We start from the raw sequence: 21,572 nt of genomic DNA, 5'->3' as shown, positions 1-21,572 counted from the left end.
TGACACCTCCCGCAAGAATACCGGAGCCAGCGTTCTGGAGAGATAGATTATTAATCAGAAAATCGGAGGAAGAGATCGTGGAATCAATCGTCGTCATGTTCTTCTTGTGTCCTTGAACTCTCTCCCATTCCGATATCGATCAGAAAGGAGGCCGTTTTGCACGGCAGATCGCCCCGTTCCGAACCTGGCTTCTTGGGATCGGCTACTTCACGGAGTCGTTAACCAGCGGCGGCCGAAGCGCAAGCGGCCGAGCGCACGGAATCGTGATATTCTCAACCTTCAGTCAATTCTCGCGTGGCAACATGGCCGGACGCCGAATTTCCGGCTCGAACATCGCGCCTGTTATCGCCGCGTGACGTCGTTCCCGAATGAAGACAGACGGTCTCGTCCGGTGCGCCAAATTGAGAGAGCCCGACCAGCGAGTCCCCGTCGGGACACGAGCTCGGCCCAGAGAAGCGGCGCCGCCTCCGTGGCGAGGCTGCGCTTGTAGCGCTGGTCCCCGGCCATCAAGTCGTAGACGCGATGGCCGGCCGCAGCAGCCTCGCGGATCGCGAGCACGTGGCTGGTCATGCCTGGCTTGGCATGCGGATCGGGCACGGCGCGGTTCATTCCGGCCTGATAAGCATGAACTACCGCACCGAGCCGTAGGTTGTAAAGAAACCCGACAGGAAAATCCCCCGCGCTGACCCGCAACAGGTCGAACTCGCCGCGCTGGACGGCGCGCGCGACAAGCGCGTGATGGAAGCGGGGTAGTGTTGATTCCGCAATGAACTGGAAGCTGTACGAGCTGCCCGGCAAGGGCCTGGCCGCAGGACTATGTCTACAGCGCATCGATCGCTTCGTGGTTCGACACGGCGTTGTTGCATTAATCCGTGAGGGTGAGGTGCGATGGTCGAGGACGCGACGGGCTCTGGGCGGCCGCGGAAGCGGTACCGGACACGGAACTGGCGGGAGTATGACCGGGGCCTGATCGCGCGCGGTGAGCTGACGGTGTGGATCTCGCCCGATCTGGCCTGGCGCTCGGCCGAGGGCACGGGTCAGCGGGGCCGGCCGCAGGTCGTCACGGACGCCGCCGTCCAGTGCGTGCTGACCCCGAAGGTGCGCTACCGGCTGCGGCTGCGGGCGGCGCAGGGCATGACAGGGAGCCTGATCCGGCTGGCAGGGCTGGACTGGTCGGTGCCGCATTACAGGACCCTCTCGCGGCGTCAGAGGAGCCTGACCGTCATGATCCCCTATTGCCGACGGGGTGGGCCGCTGCACCTCGTGGTCGACAGTAGCGGGCTCAAGGTGCTCGGCGAGGGCGAGTGGAAGGTTCGGAAGCACGGGACTAATAAGCGCCGGGTCTGGCGCAAGGTGTGCTTGGTAATCGGCGCCAACAGCCATGAGGTCGGGGCTGTCGAGGTGACCGATCAACGGCACGGGGATGGTGAGATCGTGCCGAACTTGCTGGCCCAGCTGCCGAAGGCCGAGCGGATCGGCGCCATCAGCAGCGATGGGGCTTTTGACGCCCGCAGCGTCTACGAGGCCTCGGCCGCCCGCGAGGCGGCCCTGGTCGTGCCGCCAAGGCGCAACAGCAAGCCCTGGAGGACGAAGACCACCGGGGCAGCGGCGCGCAACGAGAGCCTGCGAGCTATCAGGCGCCTCGGCCGACGGCTCTGGAAGTGCTGGAGCGGGTACCACCGCCGCAGCCTAGCTGAGACGGCCATGTCGCGTCTCAAGTGTCTGGGCGAGCGTCTATCGGCCCGTGATCCCGCGCGTCAGGTCGCCGAGGTGCAGATCCGCTGCGCCATCCTGGATACCTTCAACGCCCTTGGCATACCCGACACCGTCGTCCGCACCTGATCAAGGCGGGAAAGGGCTAACCGCGTCCTCAACGTAGTTTACGCAATAACGCCATTCAACGGAAACGTTCTGACTGCAACGGGACCACTCGGCTTCAGTGGCGCGTCCATCGATCCGAGCTCAACGCTCACAAACTTTGACGCGAGCCGCATGACGCTGACGGCGGATGAGATCCGTCTCAACTGGAGCGGAATATCCTACTCCAACAATGACCTCCTTTCGATCTCTTTCACGCCAACGCCGCAGGCGGTCCCCGAGCCGGTGACGCTGGCTTTGTTCGGCACTGGTCTTGTTGGTCTCGGGCTCGTACGTGGCCGGCGGCGACAGAAGAGCTAGCTTACCCACTTCGCAGTCACCCGGGCGGTTCGCCATCTGGTCAAATTGGTCACACGGGACGCCACCGCCCCCTGCTGTCCTGGCGCGCCCTCGCCATACAGCAGCAGGGCGACCAGTCTGGCGAGGCGGGCTGGGAGACGCAGCAATATGCGGGCACGTCGCCAGCCGGCTAGGTCCATCTATGGGCCATTCGCAACCTGCCCTGCCGCTTCCCGTTCACCTCCCGAGGCGTGTGGGTGGGGTCTGGGGGCAGACCCCGGCAACGTCATCCTCCTGAGGTCGCTCCCCTCACGACGACACCCGCTCCCATCTCCTGATCTCAAGCCGCTCTTGCATCGCCCATCGCGTCGCCATCTCAGCCTCAATCGGGGCAGGATGGTGGTTGTTCTGATTGGCGCCTGCTGGGAGCGGTCGGGTCAGGGCGTTCTGCAGCGCCACCCTTGTGGCAGCAGCGCGCTCCCGCGACGGAAGGTACGCCGGGTTGAACTCCGCCAGGATTTCGAGACCCGCGAGATCGAGGATGCTGAGCACACCCCCGCTCCAGGACACGAGGCCTCGCTTGCGGAGCACCATGAGCACGCGGTTGACGTGCACCGGAGAGAGACCCAGGGCGTCCGCCACATCGGCCTGAGTGAGCGGAAGGGAGTAGGTGATCGGGCCTGTCTCGCCCCGGTTCCCGAGGCGTGTATGGATCTCGCAGAACAGGTGAGCCATCTGCCGCTCGGCCTTGCCCAACCCGGCCGTGACAAGCCACTCGCGCGTCGCGCTGGCCTCCCAGGCGCTCTCCCGGAGCAGCGCCAGTCCCAGGGATGCGTCATGCTGCACGAGGTTGCCGAGGTGAGCGCGTGAGAAGAGTGCGACCTTGCAGACGTTCATGGCGCTGACGGCGTACTCCGACTTGCCGAAGAGCTGCAGGTCACAGAAATCGCCGGGGAAGAGGAAGGCGATGATCTGCCGGCTTCCATCGCGCTGAACCCGGAAGCGGCAGGCCATCCCGCTCAGCAGCATGTGGATGTGCTCGGGCCGCTCACCCTCTCGGATGATGGGCCGTCGAGCCGGGATCATCAGCGTGTCCAACGCTGCTGACGCGATCTCCTCGCCGTTGTCTGACAGCAAAGGGGAATGCGGCTCGAAGCTCGTGATCGGCTCGTAAAGCACTTCCGTACCCCTTAAAAAGGATGGCTGTCGCGACGCTCGGCAGTGCCGTTCGTCAGACATCTGACTTTGGGCAGGCACGCGGAACGCCCAGACGTTTAACAAACGAACCATTTCGGGCGTACCGAATTTTGGACAGATGCCAAAACCGTGAACCACTCCAATTTAATTTTCTACTCTGAGGTGAATTACTGGTGAGCCCTCACAACTCAAGGGGCGTCTGCCAGATCAAACTCGTGACCTAGTTGCATCAGGAGGGTGCTATTAGCCGAATCAGCCTTAGCTTAGCCGGCTGCAGCTCGCCGTCTTTTCGCCTATTGGGAAGGACACGTGCGAATGATGACGAGGCCAGATTGATGATCGTATTCCGCCCATGACCCGCTTCTTCTTCGATACGACCGACGGCGAATTGTTCCTGCGAGCTGAAGAGGGGCTGGACTGCGCCGACGCGACCGTAGCTCGGGCGATGGCCCTCAAGACACTCTCAGATCTTGTCAGGGACGTGTTGCTGGACGGGGATTGCCGCGACATCGCGACCGACGTTCGGGACGCAACGGGACGGCGGATCTTCACTGCAACCCTGTCCATGGCCGCACGATGGGTCGACTATGACCTGTCTGAGCTGACCTGTCGCCTTTGCACTGCGCTCCACGAGTACATCGACGGGGCGTCAGTTCCGGTCAGCATGAGGGCGAACTGAAGCAGGCCGGCGTTGTCGGTCACGTCGGCCTGCTAGACACGGCTGGCCCACAAGCTAGGGTTCGCCACTGCTTACCTGCCCACGGCCCGATCAACTCTAGTCGAAGATCCGACTGCGACAGCCCACCGCGCAGCTCGCGTGGATGCCGGAGGTTCACCACCACCGCCCGGTCGCGCGACATCAGGCAGAAGAGGCGTGCGAACGCCTCGGCCGCCGTGATATCCGGCGGGCGCGCCACGATGCCGGCGATCGGCACCACCGCTTTCCGCTCGCAGCCGCACGTCACCATCAGCACGCAAAGCGGACCGCGCACCGCCCAAATTGAGCGGTGGGACAGGCGCTACAATGCGGTCCGCATGCACTCCTCGCTCCACTGCCCCTTCCGGCACCAGAGGTGATCCTGTCGCCACGATTGCTAACTCCGAGAAGCTCCGCGCCCTCCAATTCGGGTTCAGTGTCTAGAACGCTATTCGGACATTATTCCTGATTTCTCCCGATCAAGAACCCGTGAACACACTAAGTGCGCGAGGTCGTGACCAGCTTGGCCACTGGCGGTTGCGCGGCTGTCGGCTGGACCGTTAGCTCAAGCGGCTTGCGGTAACGCATGGCGTCCGCAGGCCAGGGGAAAACACGCGCTTTCTTTCAAGGAGCGCAACGGGGGAGGGCGCGGCACCGGGTGCCGCCGCCCGAAGGAGTACGCGTATGGCCATCCTGAATGTCGGTGCCACCCAGACCTACAAGACGATCGCGTCCGCCGTCGCCGCCTCGCATGACGGGGACACGATCGCCGTCCAGGCCGGGACCTATGTGAACGACTTCGCCACGATCACGACCAAGATCACCATCCAGGGCGTCGGCGGCATGGCGAACCTCGTCGCCACCGTGGCCCCGCCGAACGGCAAGGCGATCCTGACGACCAACACGGACGTGACGGTCGACCACCTCTCCTTCTCCGGTGCGCATGTGCCGGACGGGAACGGTGCCGGCATCCGTTACCAGGCCGGCAACCTGACGGTCACCAACTCCTACTTCCACGACAACGAGAACGGGATCCTCGGCAATCCCGTAGCGAACGGCCACATCACGATCCAGGATTCCGAGTTCGCTCATAACGGCAGGGGCGACGGCCGCACCCACAACATCTATATCGGCGAGATCGCCTCGCTCACCGTCGAGGACAGCTACTTCCACGACGCGGTGGTCGGGCACGAGATCAAGAGCCGGGCCCATGTGAACACGATCACCGACAATCGGATCTACGACAACTCCGGGAACGCCAGCTACAGCATCGACCTGCCGAACGGCGGCAACGCGGTTATCTCCGGCAACGTCATCCAGCAGGGGGCGAACAGCCAGAACCCCGCAATCATCCACTTCGGCGGGGAAGGCACGCCCTACGCCGGCTCGTCCCTGAAGATCAGCGACAACCTCGTCGACAACGACCTCACCTCGGTCAGCACCCGGCTGCTGCTCAACCAGACGGCCTACACCGCCCAGGTCACCGGCAACGACGTCCAGGGGCTGACGAGCGCGCAGATGACCAACGGGCCGGCGATCGTCTCGGGCACCACCACCCTCACGACCGAGCCCGAGCTCGACACCTCCTCGCCCTGGAAGGCATCTCCGGCTCCGACTGCGGGCATCAGCCGCATCGGCACCGCGAACGACGATACCCTGACGGGTGGAAGCGGCAACGACACGCTGTTCGGCCTGGGCGGCCGCGACATCCTGACCGGCGGAGCTGGGGACGATTTCCTGCGAGGCGGCGCGGGGGCAGACACCCTGGACGGCGGGACGGGGCCTGACACGGCGGATTATTCGACCTCCACGTCCGGCGTCTTCGTCGATCTGCGCTTCGGCGTTGGCTACACCGGGGATGCCGCCGGGGACGTGCTGGCCAACATCGAGCGCGTGGCGGGCAGCGCCTTTGCTGACACGCTGCTGGGCGACAACGGGTCCAACGTGCTGATCGGCGGGGCGGGCGCGGACCTGCTGCGCGGCGGCGGCGGCGCGGACGCCCTGATCGGCGGGACCGGTCTGGATACGGTGGACTACCTCACCTCTGGCTCCGGGGTGGCGGCCTATCTCGGCGGCACGGCCGGCGTGGGCGGCGACGCCGCGGGCGACGTGCTGACCGAGGTGGAGAACCTCACCGGCTCCGCCTTCAACGACGTGCTGGTGGGCGACAACGGGAGCAACGTCATCATCGGCGGGACCGGGAACGACTACCTGCTGGGCCGCGGCGGGGCAGACGTGCTCGTCGGCGGCGCCGGGACGGACCGCTTCGTCTTCGCCTCGCTCACCGACAGCACGCCCGGGCCGGGAGTGGACCTGATCGCCGACTTCTCCCGCGGGGAGGGCGACCTGGTCGACTTCTCCCCGCTGCTCGGCGGGCTGGGCTACCGCTTCATCGGCAATGTCGGCTTCAGCGGCACCGGGCCGGAGCTGCGGTCCGAGGCGCTGGGTGGCGGCCGCTTCCTGGTCGAGACGGACGCCGGAGAGGGGTCGGCCGATCTGCGGATCGTCGTGCAGGCCGTGGACGTGTCCGGCAACCTCGTCGCGTCCGACTTTATTTTCTAAGGCCCGTGTTCAGCATGCCGTACCGGGAAGCTGGGGTGTCGGCCGGGGCTTCGAAGCTCCTGCCGCGACCCTTCACGGCCATAGGAGCTTCACGCCCCGCAGCACCCTCGGCACCGGTGCGGCGAATCTAACCAGCCGTTCCGGTGTGTCGAATGATTTTACATTCTACTTCGAAACCATCTGAGAAGATGAATAAGTTGCTGGTTTCGTTGATATTTCGTTCTTGGTCCGGAATTTGCCCATCAGTCGTGAAGCAAACATTGGCGCCTCAAGATTCTGAGGTGGATAGGGGCTGGATCATGTCGTTGAATTCGAAGGCTAAGAGTGGCGGGGCTCTTGTGGCCCTGGTTGTAGGAGCGTCGCTCCTGGGCACGAGCGTCGGAAGCGCCGCCCCGATCACCTACACACTCAATCAGCCAATCGGGGCGGGGAGCGTCATCGGTACCGTCCAGACAGATGGTTCGGTCGGGGTGATCAATCAGGCCAGTATCACCGGCTTCAGTCTCACCCTGAACGGAGTCGGGGCCACCTATGTCATCACGAGCAATGACAGCGTGGTCCAGGTGGTTGGCTCTGCGCTGACGGCTACTCTGACCAATCTGTTCTTTGACTTCAGCGCCGTCGGCAATGCGTACGCCCTGTTCCAACAAGGGCTGTTCTCGGGCACCCACTACTACTGCAATGCCTCGGTGTCGGCAGAGTGCTTCCAAGGCGCGAGCGTCACACCAGAGGCGTTTAATAGCCCTTCGGCTCAGAACGAGGGCAGGACCGGCAACCAGATAATCGGTACGGCTGTGGTCGTCGCGGTTCCCGAGCCGGCGTCGATTGCCCTATTCGGTGCGGGGGTCTTCGGGCTTGGCGCCCTGCGTCGGCGCAAGCAGCGGGCCACCTGATCTGCCGGCGACCGTTTGCGCGACCTCATGGCAGCTTTCCCCGTCATCGGTCACAGCCTCGGCGATAATGAGGCACACGGCTTCGTCGCCGACGAGGCTGTTTGGTGGCAGCGGGTGTCTCGTTCACCGAGAACGATCCCGGTCGCTTGCCGCACGGCTTGAAAGGCACTGGCACGAAGCATGACCCCTGATCAATGCCGTGCCGCACGCCGGTTGCTCGGCTGGAGCCAGCCGCGACTTGCCATATTTGCCGGGCGCAATAGCAGTTCTGTATACGGATTCGAGACCGGCAGTTGGCAGTCGAGGAAGTCTACTATAGACGATCTTCGCAAGGCGCTGGAAACTGCAGGCGTTGAGTTCATGGATGGCGACGCACCCGGCGTGAGGCTGAAGGGCGCATCACCTCCGGGACCTTGGACGCGCCGATGATCGCACTCGGTGAACGTCATGGGCTTTTGACTGTTGTCAAAGAGGGCGCCCCATATCTTTGGCGAGGGGTCATCTCTCATCGCCGTTGGCGTTGTGAGTGCGACTGCGGTCATGAAACAGTGGTGCGACAAGACCTGCTTAGGCGAGGCTGGACGCGCAGTTGCGGGTGCGAGAAGGTGCGCGTCACGCGAGAGATTCGCACCAAGCACGGCTGCCGAACGTCGCGCGGCTACTCGCCGGAATACGAGGCGTGGCGGACAATGAATAAGAAGGCGCGCCGCGGAGAGCATCGGGTTGTCCGGGCTTGGCAGGGTAAGCGCGGGTTTGAGACATTTTTATCCTGCGTCGGCCCCCGGCCTAGCGGTGAGCATCGTCTCGTCCGTACCGACCTACAGCGTCCGTTTGGGCCGAGCAACGCCGCCTGGGCGGCAGGGATACCACGCCGCGGAGTTCCACGTTGGATCATCGTCTACCGAGGACGCAAGCTCACGCTTCGTGAGGCCGCCGACCGGACGGGCATACTGTACTCAACCTTGCTGAAGCGACTGGGCCGCGGTTGGAGTATCGAGAGGGCGTTGAGCCCTGTCACGTGAGTCTGTAGAGAGCGTAACCAGTGCTGCGGAACAATGCCGCGCCGCTCGTGAACTGCTGTGATGGAAGCGAGGTCGGCTTCCCTTTTGCTTAACACGGCGAGCAAGGAGCGGGTGAACAACAGTTGCCAGTAGCCATCTCCCGTCAGATGGGAGGACGAGCCAGCCGATCCGCTGTTAAGCAGTTAACAGTGCGACATTATGAGGGGCAGATGCTCGCGGAGGCCATTGATCGTGACAATCAGCGGAGTTCGGTCTTGTAGATAAAGAAGCAGCGTCATGGCTGAGGGCATTGTCTCTAGGTTCAGCGTGGGAGCGATGAGCCTTCGCCCAGCGACCGGGGTCTCTTCTGTGATGGGCGGACCATCATCGTCACGCCGTGCAACTCGTGTGACCTCAGCTCCGCTCGCCCCTCTTCGAATGTCGAACTCGTTGCCCTGTAGTTCGACGCTCAGGTGGGGCGCGCCATTCGGGACGCGGCTATCGGGGTGGCTGTGAATGCCATCCTTCTGGCAGACAACAGTGACTAGAAGGCGGCCATGGGACGCGGGCAGGTCGGCGCGCCCACGAGCCCGCGCCGAAATCACATCCGAGAAGCTATGCCGGACACGCTCGAAAAACAGGCTGAGCTCGACAACGATCTCGTCCTCATCCGGCAAAATGATGTTCGCCTGTGCCACCGGCGGCAACGCAACGGCGGCGGCGACCACCAGTGAACAGACCGCTAACCACGATCGGCCCCTTGCTCGGCTCATCTATCCCCCTTCGACGCGTTCTCACGCCCCGCATTCGCATGACGATGGGATCGTACGCGCTGTCCCCGGGGGAGGATCAAGGGGACTGGAAAATTCGGTGCCCTGTTCATCAGGCCGAGATCCTGGCCAGTCTATAACACCACGTATTTTCCCTTTCAGGGCTGCTCCTGAGGTTTATGCGAAAGGCGCGTTCACCCACCCCAAGCCGTCCGAGCGGCTCCGGCCGATCTGATCTCCGCGCCCAGCATGCCGACCGGGCCCAGGTGACCCTTTCCACTTCACCAGCCTGGCCCGGGTCAGCGGCTCGACTCGCCTGATTTCCGGAACAGGCCGGATCGGGTTGTCGATTTTCCCCTTTGTGACTGTCCGCAGCCACCTCCCGTTCGGGGAGGGGGCGACGGGTTTACGTGATCACTGACTTGATCATTGGCCTAAGCAGAGGCCGCCGAAAGTGGGCTGATCGTCGTCTATGCTCGGACGATGATACCGGCCCAAGTGGTCGGACCATGACGCACGTTGGCGCTGCGGGCCGAATTCGAGATCGGCTAGATCAGCGGAGGGTTCCAACCATCAACCGACCGACCCTCGACCCGCTCAACCCAGAACAAGCTTAACGGGCCGAGGACTGCGTGTCCCATCCACGCCGCCGCACCTTGCAAATGATAGCTCTTCTCATTCCGTCTAGCTAAGTAATTTGCCGCTACCGCCAGCTCAGTGGTTACCCCGACATTCTGGTGCATTCCGGTAGTCTCAGCACACCCTCGCTGTCGGCCACGCTCGTGCGCACAGCTGCCTATCTGCGGAAGGGGAAGGCGGACAGCCTCCCGCACTTCGCCGGAGGCGGCGGGCGCGCGGCCGGCCGGATCGTCCTGGCGCTGAAGGAACTTTCCGTCGGCGCCGACTGAATATTCGTGAAGGCAGCCCTGGTTGATAGCGAGCTCGACTGACTCCACTGCAAGTTCGCAGGCTCGGCTGTCGTCGCTAACACTCCCCGTCGAAGCTGCAGGGCATCTTCGAAGGCTAGGTCGGGAAGGTGGTTGCGCCAATGGCTGCTGCTATCGCGCCAGCGGTGCTTAGGGAGGTGCTCACCGCCGCGTCTGCCCTGACAGACGCCATGACAGAGCACCTCACCAGCATACTGGAAGGGCTGCGGAGTGATCTGAAGTCGCGGGTGCGGGGGGTGGGGTAGTCCTGGAGCGGTTCGGCTGGGCGTGGAAGCGCCAAGTGTCGCATGAAATGCGGCCAATTCGCATTTCGCACGTAGGGGCCAAGTCTAAGCGGTAGATGATGGGTCATGGCGACGGGCAAACTCCGTTTATCGGCTTGTGAGCACGGAGCTGGCGATCGATGCAGACGAAAACAAAGGCTGTTCTTGAGATGACGCCGGACGAGTGTAGGGAGGCACGGCGCCTCCTAGCCTGGACTGACCAGCGCCTCGCCGTCGAAGCCCACCTCAGTTTCGCAACGGTTAGGAAGTTCGAGGCTGGGCTCCAAGCTTTGAGGTATTCGACTGTGTGGTCATTGAAGCGGGCCTTCCGTGACGCCGGTATAAAGTTCGCTGCTGGCTCGCTACCAACGCTCCGCCCGCAATCTGAACTGCCGAAGCAGCATGAGTAGGTAGTCTTTCCTCTAGGCGACGTCCGAGGAGAGGGCTCTTGCGCCTCTCTCGTTCCTATCCCTGGCCGACGTGCCGGCGTACCTCCGGCGGCCGCCGCCCGGATTGAGGCCGGCGAGCTTGGCGAGACTTGGCGGACGGTGATCGACCTCGAGGCATTAAGGGGCGGCGTGAGACTAGGCGGTTAGTCCCATCCCCCCCGTTTAGCTTCATCGCCGCGGCGTGGACTGCTGGTCTCGGGTGGCTGGATGAAAGAAGGAATAGCGCCTCCTAGTCTTCGTCCGCATTTATGATCCTTGCGAGTTACACATGCGCTGCTTGGAATGGAGCGATTCGGAATGAGCGGCCCTGCCCAGTTTGCATCCGTTGATCTCTATCTCGACCTGCTGAAGCGCTGCCTCACTGACCTTATTCATGCGGAGCACCCGCTGGCGAACGCCGTCCCAGCAGGTACTGCGGCGCGACGTCCTCTACTCCGAAGAGCTGTCCGGCTAGCCGATAAGGTCGCCCAACGTTTCGGTCTGATCGTCGCGGAGTATCAGCGCACTCCATTTGCCAGCCACGCGGGCCTCGCCAGCGCTCAAGTTCGTGAGTTGCGGGAGGTCGGCGCCGACTGGCCGCCTCGCGCTCACACTATGATCGGCCTGCGCCGATTGGAGAACATCCAGAGCTGCGTCGAAGCTGTCCTTCGTGACGGCATCCCCGGCGACCTACTAGAGGCAGGCGTCTGGCGCGGCGGAGCATCAATCTTTATGCGCGGCATCCTCGCCGCGTATAGCGACATGACACGCCAAGTCTGGCTCGCAGATTCCTTTCAAGGCCTGCCGCCGCCCGACGCGGAGCGCTACCCCGCCGACCGCGATTTTGACCTTTCCACCATGGATCAGCTCGCCATCTCGCGATCCGAGGTGGAGGCAAACTTCCGAGCCTACGCTCTGCTCGATGAGCGTGTGCGCTTCCTCGAAGGCTTTTTCGCCGACACCCTGCCAAGCGCGCCTGTCGATCGATTATCGGTCTTGCGCTTGGACGGCGACCTCTACGCGTCGACGATGCAGGTATTGGAGCCGCTCTATGATCGCCTTAGTCCGGGCGGTTTTGTCATCGTGGATGATTATAGCCTCCCTCCTTGTCGCGCGGCGATAAATGATTTCAGAGCTGCCCGCGGGATCACGGACCCGATCGAGACAGTGGACTGGACTGGCATCTTCTGGCGAAAAGCTTAAGACGTACGTCGGCTTCTTCTTACTGTCTTGCCGTAGCCGGCTCTGATATTTTTGCCATCGTAACTTCCTCCACCGGCCGAGCGTAGCCTCGGCTACCGTCTGTTGTAACTGTTTGACAGTCTTAGGCGACCCGCAATCGGAATTTGATGGCCTGAGTGTCGCCTAGCACTACCTTGGAAGACGTGGCGGAACCCGGGGCGACGCGGCACGCTTTCTCGTCCTGATCTGGACGGATGCGGCGATGGCCTCGGGTGCGGCGGGGCGAGCTGGAGCAGTGGCTGGGGCCCTTGCTCGAAGCGCTCGGGCACCCGGCGCGGTAGGCGATGTGTCCGCTCTACGTGGCGGGCCTGATCGGGCCCGGGGAGCGCAAGAGCATCCAGCCGATGGCGGAGCGGCTGGGGCTGCCGAGCCACGATGCCCTGCACCACTTCATCGCGGCTGGGGCCTGGGACGCGGGGCCGCTGGAGGCGGCGCTGCTGCGGGAGGCAGACCGGCTGGTGGGCGGGCGGGGCGCGTTCCTCATCGTGGACGATACAGCACTGCCCAAGAAGGGCATGTGCTCCGTCGGCGTCGCGCCGCAATTCGCCTCGGCGCTGGGCAAGACGGCGAACTGTCAGACGCTCGTCTCACTCACCCTGGCGCGCGGCGAGGTGCCGGTTCCCATCGCGCTGCGGCTGTTCCTGCCCGAGGAGTGGACGGGAGATGCCGCGCGTCTGGAGAAGGCGGGCGTGCCCGGTGACCGGCGTGCGCCTCGCAGCAAGCCCGAGATGGCGCTCGCCGAGATTGACCGCGCCGTCGCGACCGGGGTGCGGTTCGGCCCCGTGCTGGCCGATGCGGGCTATGGCACGAGCGCGGCGTTCCGGGCCGGGCTGAGCGAGAGGGGGCTGCGCTGGGCCGTCGGCATCCCGCGCATCCTCAAAAGTCTATCCGGCCAATGTCGCCGTGGTGACTCCCCCTGGAGGCAGTCGCCGCAAGCTGAGCGAGCCGGATCAACTCTCGCGCTCCGCCGTAGCGGTCCTGGCCGAGGCGACGTGGCGGCAGGTGACCTGGCGGCGCGGCACGAAGGGGCGGCTCTCGGCCCAGTTCGCCGCCGCCCGGATCCGGGTTGCCGACGGCCCGGCGCAGCAGATCGGCGGCAGGCCCGCGCAGCACCTTCCCGGCGAGACGGCCTGGGTCGTGGGCGAGCGTCGGGCGTCCGGCGAGACGAAGTATTACCTCTCCAACCTGCCCGCCGACACGGCTCTCAAGACCTTCGCGGCCACCATCAAGGCGCGCGGGCCTGCGAGCAGGTCACCAACAATTGAAGGAGGAACTCGGCCTCGACCACTTCGAGGGCCGCTCCTGGACAGGCCTGCACCGACACGCGCTGATGGCCATGCTCGCCTACGCGTTCCTCCAGCACCGCCGTCTCGCCGCGGGGACGCGGGGAAAAAGCCGCGCCGGACCACCACCTCAGCCGGGCCTGCCCGCCGTTCGCGCCGCCATCATCGACCAGTTGCTGCGCGCACGCTCGCCGCCGCGCTGCCCGCACTGCGGCGAGCCCATCAGCACGCCGCCTGAACCACACCTACCAAAGTAGTGCTAGCCGGCGCCTTATGTGTCACCCTTGCCGGACGTCGCTTCGTCACACGTCATCCTTGTCGGCATCTCTTACATCTCGCTGGATGAGAGGTTTCGACGGGGCGTAACGCTTTAATTATGTTACATTTTGACGATGGAATGAGCCTTGCTCTCTGCGCTCTGGGCCGGTGAGTCGGCCTGCAACGCAAGGAACGCTATTCAGATGAAAATCAAGTACGCACTCCTGAGCGCGGTAGCCGCCCTCGCGCTTGGCGGACCGGCGCATGCCGCCCTGACGCTCAATGCGCTTGTCGGCGGAGCCCCGACGGGAGTGAATTATGAGAGCTTCGACAGCCTGCCGCTGGGTGCAGCGGGCGGGGCTGTGGGCGGCGGCCTTTCGGTGAACTTCACCCCGGATGCTCAGGCGGTGCAGGGAGCATCCAACGGCTTCTATGCCGCGCCTTTCATATCGAACAGCAATGGCCTTCCGTTCGGCGACAACACTGTCAGCGGCGCGGATGGGACGACATACATCACGTCCGGTTCGACGGCTGGCGGAGTTGGATCCGCAAAGGTGGAACTGGTCTTCACGACCCTGCAGCAATACTTCGGGCTCCTCTGGGGGTCGGTGGACGCCTACAATCGACTGGAGTTCTTCGATGGAGCGACGTCGGTCGGCGTCCTCACCGGCGCTGATGTGACGGCGGCTGCGAACGGGGACCAGGGCGTCAACGGGACCTATTACGTCAACATCAACTCGACTTTGTCTTTTAACCGTGTGGTTGCGACCTCCACGTCATACGCTTTCGAGTTCGACAACGTCGCGTTCAACACGACCCAGGTGCCTGTACCCGAGCCGGCGAGTATGGCTCTGTTCGGCGCGGGCCTGCTTGGTCTCGGGTTCGCGGCCCGTAGGCGCCGACGGTCTTAGGTCTACGGCTCGACGGACCGGAGGGCGGCTCGTCCGCCGCCCTCATTTATTTGCTCATTGAGTATGGCCGACGAAGGATGAGCGGACGCACATCCACACTCGGTGTGGGAACATAATTGTCGGATTCCAGATAGACGCTGCGGGCCGAATTTGAGATCGGCTAGATCAGCGGAGGGTTCCAACCATCAACCGACCGACCCTCGACCCGCTCGACCCAGAACAAGCTTAACGGGCCGAGGACTGCGTGTCCCATCCACGCCGCCGCAGCGGTGCCATTCTGCAGGGCTGAACGCCACGAAGCCATCAACAAATGTGGCACGACAGCGTCTGCTGCCTGCACAAACCCGCGCCTAGCAGGCTCGCCGTACCGTACTTCAACAGATCCAGCGTCCGACCAGCGAATGGGTCACGGTATAAATCACCCGCCCCTGCTCGTCCCGGACGTCAGCGATGAATTCTCTCCGGTCACGATCCGAAGGCCAATCTCTAGGGTCAGGACTCATTGCCCGAGCCAGAAGGTGACGGTGGCGGCGAGCGTGATAGCGCTGAAGAAGGTGTGTGCTGATCGGTCGTAGCGGGTGGCAATGCGGCGCCAGTCTTTCAAGCGGCCGAACATGGCCTCGATGCGGTGGCGCTGCTTGTAGAGCGTCGCATCGTGCGGGAACGGCACCTTTCGCTTGCGGCTCGACGGGATGTAGGGCGTGGTGCCGCTGGCCTCCAGCGCGGCCCGGAAGCGGCGGCTGTCATAGCCGCGATCCGCAATGAGGTCGCGGGCGGGCGGCAGGCGGGGGAGCATCAGGGCCGCGCCGCGGTGGTCGCTCATCTGCCCTTCCGTCAGCAACAGAACCACGGGCCGTCCCTCGCCGTCGCAGGCGGCGTGGAGCTTCGAGTTTAAGCCACCCTTGGTACGGCCGAGACAGCGGGTAAAAGCCCCCTTTCGAGGAGACTGGCCGCAGTGCGGTGGACCTTGAGGTGCGTGCTGTCGATCATCAACCGCGCCGGTGGGCCACCCTCAGCGGCCAGGGCTGCGAAGATGCGGTCGAACACGCCCATGCGGCTCCAGCGGACGAAGCGGTTGTAGAGCGTCTTGTGCGGGCCGTACGCGGCAGGGGCGTCGCGCCACTGCAGGCCGTGGCGGATGACGTAGATGATCCCGCTCAACACCCGTCGGTCGTCCACCCGCGGCACCCCGTGCGAGAGCGGGAAGTGCGGCGCGAGGCGGCGCATCTGCGCTGCCGTCAGCAGGAAGGGCGGAGCGGGCATGGCGGGACCTCCGCCAAGCCCAGAATCACACCCACGCCCTCCGGCGCAAGCAGATTAATGGGTCCTGAGCCTAGCCCTCCTCAAAGCCGACCACCAAGGAAATCCTGGTGCAAACCATGAGGACTGCAGACGTAATGCCATCCCGACATCGTATTGAAATTTCACGCGTTCTGCGAGGACCTTCGAACAGGTTGGATGCGTTCGTAAAACATTCCAACGGATAGCTGAAGGATCGGATCCACTTACTGGCCGAGGCGCACGGCAACCCGCCCCACCCGATCCTCGTTACGGCACAGCCCCGTCCTGACCGGGGCGTCTTGCCTTTCTGCCGCCGCCCGCCTGGTTCCCCCTGGGCGGGCGGTCGTGCGTTCGCTCGGATGTTCATGCCCTGGGATCTCTGAGCGCCGTTAACCTGTGATGTTGAGGCGGCCGCCACAGCTTTCGTCTCCTGCCTGTATGACCGATGCCCATTTGCACCGGCCGGCAACAAGCGGCCGCATTTTCCGAAGCGACGCCACGTCGCTTCGGGAGCTCCTGACAAGCCCCCACGAGGTGCTCCGGGCGGGATGTTAGTGGCGCATGGGCAGGACCCTGCTGGAGCTGGAGAGGCTGTGGCCGGGTGGTAGGGTCAGGTGGTGCAGCAGGACGACCTCTGGCGCCGGCGGTTGGTAGCGCAGCGAGGAGTGTGGGCGGACGGTGTTGTAGTGGCAGCGCCATTGCTCGATCAGAACCTTGGCCTCGGCCAGCGTATTGAACATCTCCCTGTTGAGCAGCTCGTCTCGCAGCTTGCCGTTGAAGCTCTCGACATACCCGTTCTCCCACGGGCTGCCGGGCTCGATGAATGCCGTCTTCGCGCCGACACCGTTGATCCAGCTCCTCACCGCGGTGGCGGCGAACTCGGGCCCATTGTCTGAACGAACATGGCCCGGCGTGCCGCGCAGGATGAACAGGTCGGACAGCACGTCGATGACGTCGGCAGCCCTAAGCTGACGCCCGACCCGGATCGCCAGGCACTCGCGGGTGAACTCATCCACCACGTTCAGCATGCGGAACTTTCGCCCATCCCGGGTGCGGTCCTCGACGAAGTCATAAGCCCAGACCTGGTTCGGCCTCTCGGGGCGCAGCCGGATGCAGGAGCCGTCATTCAGCCACAAGCGCCCGCGCTTGGGCTGCCGGGCTGGGACCTTCAGCCCCTCACGGCGCCAGATCCGCTCCACCCTCTTGTGGTTGCAGCCCCAACCCTCGGCCCGCAGCAGGGCCGTGATCCGTCGATACCCGTAGCGCCCGTACTGCCGCGCCAGGCCAGTGATGCTCGCCGTCAGCGCCGCCTCGTCATCTGCTGCGCGCGACACCTTGCGCTGGGTCGAGCGGTGCTGCCCCAGCACCGCACAGGCTCTCCGCTCGGACACGCCGAGCTGCTGCATCACATGCCCCACTGCCGCGCGACGACGGGCGGGGCTCAGTATTTTCCCGATGCCGCTTCTTTCAGGATCACCTTGTCCAAGGTCAGGTCCGACACCGCCTTCCGGAGCCGCGCGTTCTCCCGCTCCAGCTCCTTGAGCCGCCTCACCTGGTCCAGCTTCAGGCCGCCAAACTCGGTGCGCCAGCGATAGTAGGTCTGGTCCGTCACCCCGATCGTCCGGACCGCCTCGGAAACCGTCTTGCCCTGGGCTGTCAGCACCTCAACCTGCCGCAGCTTCGCTACCATCTCCTCCGGCGTGTGCGTCCTCTTCCGACCCATTCCCCGCCTCCTCAGAACACCCGCCGGGTCACATGACCGGCGGACCGCTTCTACGGGGGAAGGTCACGATGGCTGGCTGGAGGGTTGCGAGGTCGAGTGCCCCCTTCATGCCGGCCGCTTCGACGTGCGGACCGGGAAGGCTCTGTGCGCTCCGATCTCCGTCGATCTGGTCGCGTATGCATGCGAAATCCGAGATGGCCAGATCGTTGCAGCCCTTCCCGCGGCCAGCCTCTGAGCCAAGGTATGACCTCCGGGGTGAACGTCGTTATTGGGGCCGGGCAGGCTGGGGCCTATGCTGCGATGGCCATGCGGGATGCGGGCTTCAAGGGGCGGGTTCTTCTGATCGGCGACGAGGGCCACCTGCCTTATGAACGGCCGCCGCTGTCCAAGGCGCTCCTCTCCGCGCCTGAGCCGCCCGCCCTCGACCTCTTCTTCACCGCTGATCGCTACTCCGAGGCGGGGATCGATCTGCTTCTAGGAACGGCGGTCGTCGGGCTCGATCCTAAGGCGGGGTGCCTGCATCTCGCCGGGGGACGTAGGGAGGGCTTCGACCGTCTAGTTCTGGCTACTGGTAGCCGGGCGCGACGCCTTGCGATTCCTGGCGCGGAGGTGGTCCGGACTGTGCGGACCGCCGAAGATGCGCGGCGGCTGCGCCAGGAGCTTTATCCAGGAGCACGGGTCGTCTGCATTGGCGCCGGCGTGATTAGTTTGGAGGTCGCTTCCTCAGCCCGTTCGAGAGGCTGCAGCGTGGTGGTGATCGAGCTCGCCTCGGCCGTGATGGCGCGATCGTTGTCGCCAGACATGGAGACTCTCGTCCGGTCCCTTCACCTCAATGCTGGCGTCGAACTCGCACTAGGTACCAAACCGGAAAGTATCCAGGACGGGAAGGTTCACTGCTCGGACGGCCGGTCCTTCCCTGCGGACGTCGTGGTCGCCGGTATCGGCATTGAACGGAATTCGACGCTCGCCATCGAAGCGGGTTTAGACGTTGCCGACGGCATCCTTACAGATGCGGCGGGAAGAACAAGTGTGCCCGGCGTCTATGCCGCGGGCGAGGTTGCTGCTTACCACGATGCACAGCTCGGCATATACGTCCGTCAAGAATCCTGGCGGCATGCACAACAGCACGGAACCATCGTCGGTCGGTCGGCGGCAGGGGTAGATGTTACCTACGATGACGTGCCCTGGTTCTGGTCCGATCAACACGGCACAAACATCCAGATGGCGGGAACGCATGCAGGGAGTACGCGGACCGTCCTGCGCCGGTCGTCCGGGGCTGGTTCAGTCAGCGCCTTCTATCTAGCCACCGACGGCCGGGTGATCGGTGTTGCAGGCCTCAATGCAGGCCGAGAGGTTGCTGCTGGCCTACGCTTAATACGAATGGGCCGTGCTATCGATCCTGCCGTGCTCGCTGACACCGCTATTTCCGCGCAAAAGCTTGTCGCTGTAGCCTCGACGTAATTCGGATTCGACCTTCAATCGACCTGCAGATGCCTACTCTATCTAACCGGCAGGGAAGCATCGCTGGAGTTGAGGTGCGAGTTCAGCGACAATTGCGGACGGCCAGCGCAGCGTGCCGGCGGCAATCAATCGCGCAGACTGCTTGGATAGGGCTGAGAGTCATGAATACCCAATCTGCATAGCACCCGCACGACCGTCGTATGCGTCCACGCACCCCGTCCGGCCGGCGTCGGCACCCCTCGCACGTTGAGCGCCCGTGCCAGCTCCGCCTGTCCAACGATACCCTCCGACCTGAGCCTCTCGATCTCCAACGCCAACCGGTGTGCTGCGCGCTCCGCTTCCCCCCCGCCGCGCCTGGGTCGCTGACTGGGCGCACGGCGGGCTGGGCGGCCTCCACCACCGATCCCCACCCAGGACAGCCCCGCGCGCCCGTGCCGCCGCCAGCGTGGCCCGGGTGCGCTCGGAGATGAGCTCCCTCTCCTTCTGCGCCATCGCGGCGTAGACCCGCATCATTAGGTCGTCGGCGCCGGGCATGTCGGCCGCCCGGATCGAGATCCCCTCCTCCAGCAGGCCAGAGAGGGTGTGGGCGCGCCGGGTGATCCGATCGAGGCGCGCCGCCACCAGAACCGCCCCAAGCTGCCGGCAGCGGGTCAGCGCGGCCCGAACTCAATTCCCGCGATGCAGGTGTCCATTTATTGACAGCATGTATCGCTACCCGAGTAGCTCAGACTGAACGAACCGCACGCGACACACGCCACAATTCCCTTCGTGACATTTGCTGCCAGCATGATCTTCTCGACGAAAGATGTCTGCTCTGATCGGGCAGACACACGTCGTGGAAGCGCCACCGCTCTCGCTATTGGCCAATCGCCCTGCTGCCCTGCTGATGTCTGTCAGCATGGATGCTTCATAGAACGTCGCGACAATGCCTCCGAGAAATCGGCCACCTTCTCGTATCGCAAGTAGCGGAGACCGCTCATGTCGAAGCCGATCCCGAAGCCGAAAGGCGCCAATCAATGGAACCCGGAGACCGGCAAATGGGAGAAGGTCGGCCGAAGACTTACGAAGGGCACTATCGGTGAGCAGAGTGCCGGCTTCTGGCTCGGCCAGCGGGGCTTCGTCATCCTCGATGGCCCTGGTGGATCGATGGGCCATGCCGGCAACGCACCTGGCTTCGACGGCGTCGCGTGGAACCCGAAGACACAGGAACTGCTGATCTACGATAACAAGTCATTCAAGAAGGGTGGCAACGTGGCGAGTGCCAGCGCCATCACGAAAAACCTGGAAGGCAATCTGGAGAAGCAGATTGCGCACATCGAGGCGGGGAGGAAGGGGCTTCCGGCCGCGGCGTTGGAGGAGACGAACAAGGCGCTGCGCAAGATGAAGGGTGTCTTGAAGGCGCTGCGCGGCGGCGCCCCTTGGCCACCGGGCTGCTCGCTGGCCATCTCCAACGCATTCGGCAACTCCAAAGGTGTGTCCGAGGCGCTGGCCAAACGCGGCATCCGTTTTCTCGACATGAATAAGGCGGCGGACGTGGTGCGACCCAAGCTGGTCAGCCGCCTCCGGGCCAAGGCCGCAGCCACGCGCTTCCGCAAGATGGCGGCAGAAGCCGAGCTGCGTGCACTCCGTAAGGCCACTCAGAAGGGTGCCGCGAGCAGCGCTGGGAAGGCGGTGGGTCGGCGGGCTGGACAGGCGTTGGGAAAGGCGATGCCCAAGGCCATTGGAAAGATGCTGCTGCGCGCCTCTGCGAAGAAGGCAGCTGGGCGTGTCGCGTCGCTCGTGCCACTGGTGGGCTGGGGCTTCGCGATGAAGGATGCCATGGCAGGAGCCGAGGATATCATGCGTGGTCACACCGCGCGCGGCATGTCTGGCATCGGGCTCGCGATCGGCGATGTCGCGTCCGACTTTCTGCATCTAGGCGATGCGGTGAGCGGTGTCGGTGGGACTGCACTGAGTCTCGGCGTGCAGGGCGGCCTCATGGTCGGTCAGATCGCCGTGGAGATGGATCGCCTTGAGGAAAAGATGGAGGAACTGAAGAAGGAGGTGGAACAACTGGACGGCTTGCCGGACGAGAAGAAGCTGAGGGACTACTATGAGATGGACGACGAGGCGATCGCCGATCTGAGGAAATCCCTGGAGAACCCGCCGCCTGACACGGAGCCGACCGAAGACGACCTTCCACCGCCGCCTGACTGGGGGCAGGACGAGGAGATGCTTTGGCCCGACAGTACGCCGCCTCGGTCCGCCCCGGCAGTGCCAGGTCGGCCGGGGTCGCCAAGCCAGCCGGCACCGCAACCGCCGCCGCCCCCACCGTCCGGACGTTGGTCGGATCAGCCGATCGCCTGAACTTACGCGCCTAAGGGCTCATTCAGTGAAGAAGGCGTATTGAGGAGCGGAGAGGATGTCTGATCCAGGCGCCCCACCACCCGCGCCACGGTCGTATGCGTCCAGGCACCCCGCCCCGTTGGCGTCGGCACTTGCCTCTCGTTCAGCGCCCG

Annotated in this window: 18 protein-coding genes; 12 read left to right on the top strand and 6 right to left on the bottom strand. The window is 64.2% G+C overall.

What is annotated here, in order from left to right; all coding sequences use genetic code 11:
- Window positions 1-342 precede the first annotated feature (342 nt).
- Window positions 343-798: a GNAT family N-acetyltransferase gene (locus ACP6CK_RS28975; protein ID WP_426960181.1), complete on the bottom strand. Its 456-nt coding sequence runs from the start codon at window positions 796-798 to the stop codon at window positions 343-345.
- Between the two features lie 90 nt (window positions 799-888).
- On the opposite strand from ACP6CK_RS28975, the gene ACP6CK_RS28970 reads away from it, so the two are divergent.
- Window positions 889-1,842 carry an IS5 family transposase gene (locus tag ACP6CK_RS28970; RefSeq protein ID WP_426960180.1) on the top strand — a complete coding sequence of 318 codons (954 nt, stop codon included), beginning with the start codon at window positions 889-891 and terminating at the stop codon, window positions 1,840-1,842.
- 150 nt (window positions 1,843-1,992) lie between these two features.
- On the top strand, window positions 1,993-2,178 hold the full coding sequence (locus tag ACP6CK_RS28965) for a PEP-CTERM sorting domain-containing protein (protein ID WP_426960179.1): 186 nt from the start codon (window positions 1,993-1,995) through the stop codon (window positions 2,176-2,178).
- 288 nt (window positions 2,179-2,466) lie between these two features.
- Here the strand turns inward: ACP6CK_RS28965 and ACP6CK_RS28960 are convergent, their stop codons facing one another.
- Window positions 2,467-3,492, bottom strand: coding sequence for a Crp/Fnr family transcriptional regulator (locus ACP6CK_RS28960; protein WP_426960178.1), 1,026 nt, complete (start codon window positions 3,490-3,492; stop codon window positions 2,467-2,469).
- Between the two features lie 214 nt (window positions 3,493-3,706).
- Between ACP6CK_RS28960 and ACP6CK_RS28955 the strand changes: the two genes are divergently transcribed.
- From ACP6CK_RS28955 to ACP6CK_RS28945, 3 genes are all read left to right on the top strand, one after another.
- Window positions 3,707-4,033 (top strand): DUF6894 family protein, encoded by a 327-nt coding sequence (locus tag ACP6CK_RS28955; RefSeq protein ID WP_426960177.1) that lies wholly within the window; start codon window positions 3,707-3,709, stop codon window positions 4,031-4,033.
- A gap of 702 nt (window positions 4,034-4,735) precedes the next feature.
- A complete protein-coding gene (locus ACP6CK_RS28950) occupies window positions 4,736-6,613 on the top strand; it encodes a hypothetical protein (protein WP_426960175.1) in 1,878 nt (625 codons plus the stop codon).
- A 299-nt stretch (window positions 6,614-6,912) separates the two neighbouring features.
- Entirely contained in the window at window positions 6,913-7,506 is a 594-nt protein-coding gene (locus ACP6CK_RS28945) for a PEP-CTERM sorting domain-containing protein (RefSeq protein ID WP_426960173.1), read from the top strand.
- A 1,204-nt stretch (window positions 7,507-8,710) separates the two neighbouring features.
- Here the strand turns inward: ACP6CK_RS28945 and ACP6CK_RS28940 are convergent.
- Window positions 8,711-9,235: a hypothetical protein gene (locus tag ACP6CK_RS28940; protein WP_426960172.1), complete on the bottom strand. Its 525-nt coding sequence runs from the start codon at window positions 9,233-9,235 to the stop codon at window positions 8,711-8,713.
- A gap of 824 nt (window positions 9,236-10,059) precedes the next feature.
- Here ACP6CK_RS28940 and ACP6CK_RS28935 point away from each other — a divergent pair.
- The 5 genes from ACP6CK_RS28935 (at window position 10,060) to ACP6CK_RS28915 (ending at window position 14,609) form a co-directional block, all read left to right on the top strand.
- Window positions 10,060-10,185, top strand: a complete 126-nt coding sequence (locus ACP6CK_RS28935; RefSeq protein WP_426960171.1) for a hypothetical protein — start codon at window positions 10,060-10,062, stop codon at window positions 10,183-10,185.
- Between the two features lie 1,048 nt (window positions 10,186-11,233).
- A complete protein-coding gene (locus ACP6CK_RS28930) occupies window positions 11,234-12,118 on the top strand; it encodes a TylF/MycF/NovP-related O-methyltransferase (protein WP_426960170.1) in 885 nt (294 codons plus the stop codon).
- A gap of 323 nt (window positions 12,119-12,441) precedes the next feature.
- Entirely contained in the window at window positions 12,442-13,422 is a 981-nt protein-coding gene (locus ACP6CK_RS28925; protein ID WP_426960169.1) for an IS701 family transposase, read from the top strand.
- The gene (locus tag ACP6CK_RS28920) at window positions 13,419-13,697 is read left to right on the top strand and encodes a hypothetical protein (RefSeq protein ID WP_426960168.1); all 279 of its coding nucleotides are present in this window, start codon (window positions 13,419-13,421) and stop codon (window positions 13,695-13,697) included. Before ACP6CK_RS28925 ends, ACP6CK_RS28920 begins: the two co-directional genes overlap by 4 nt.
- A 204-nt stretch (window positions 13,698-13,901) precedes the next feature.
- Window positions 13,902-14,609 (top strand): PEP-CTERM sorting domain-containing protein, encoded by a 708-nt coding sequence (locus ACP6CK_RS28915; protein WP_426960166.1) that lies wholly within the window; start codon window positions 13,902-13,904, stop codon window positions 14,607-14,609.
- Window positions 14,610-15,108: 499 nt separating this feature from the next.
- On the opposite strand, the gene ACP6CK_RS28910 is transcribed toward ACP6CK_RS28915, so the two are convergent.
- Together ACP6CK_RS28910 and ACP6CK_RS28905 are read right to left on the bottom strand one after the other, a co-directional pair.
- A protein-coding gene (locus ACP6CK_RS28910; protein ID WP_426960164.1) for an IS5 family transposase occupies window positions 15,109-15,872 on the bottom strand; the annotation gives its coding sequence in 2 pieces (ribosomal slippage) (window positions 15,109-15,555 and window positions 15,558-15,872; 762 coding nt in all).
- Between the two features lie 569 nt (window positions 15,873-16,441).
- Window positions 16,442-17,613 (bottom strand): IS3 family transposase gene (locus ACP6CK_RS28905; protein WP_426954159.1). Its coding sequence is split into 2 segments (ribosomal slippage): window positions 16,442-17,346 and window positions 17,346-17,613, totalling 1,173 coding nucleotides; the frame shifts between segments, so codons are not numbered across the junction.
- A gap of 243 nt (window positions 17,614-17,856) precedes the next feature.
- On the opposite strand from ACP6CK_RS28905, the gene ACP6CK_RS28900 reads away from it, so the two are divergent.
- Complete coding sequence (locus ACP6CK_RS28900) at window positions 17,857-19,074, top strand: NAD(P)/FAD-dependent oxidoreductase (RefSeq protein ID WP_426960163.1); 1,218 nt, start codon at window positions 17,857-17,859, stop codon at window positions 19,072-19,074.
- A 159-nt stretch (window positions 19,075-19,233) separates the two neighbouring features.
- On the opposite strand, the gene ACP6CK_RS28895 is transcribed toward ACP6CK_RS28900, so the two are convergent.
- Entirely contained in the window at window positions 19,234-19,695 is a 462-nt protein-coding gene (locus ACP6CK_RS28895; protein ID WP_426960162.1) for a recombinase family protein, read from the bottom strand.
- Window positions 19,696-20,052: 357 nt separating this feature from the next.
- On the opposite strand from ACP6CK_RS28895, the gene ACP6CK_RS28890 reads away from it, so the two are divergent.
- Window positions 20,053-21,420, top strand: coding sequence for a hypothetical protein (locus tag ACP6CK_RS28890; RefSeq protein ID WP_426960161.1), 1,368 nt, complete (start codon window positions 20,053-20,055; stop codon window positions 21,418-21,420).
- The last annotated feature ends 152 nt before the right edge of the window (window positions 21,421-21,572 follow it).

The sequence above is a fragment of the Muricoccus radiodurans genome, assembly GCF_050154705.1.
GTDB classification, from domain to species: Bacteria; Pseudomonadota; Alphaproteobacteria; order Acetobacterales; family Acetobacteraceae; genus Roseomonas; species Roseomonas radiodurans.
Note: the sequence above shows the minus strand (reverse complement) of the source record. Positions and strands in the feature narration are given on the sequence as shown.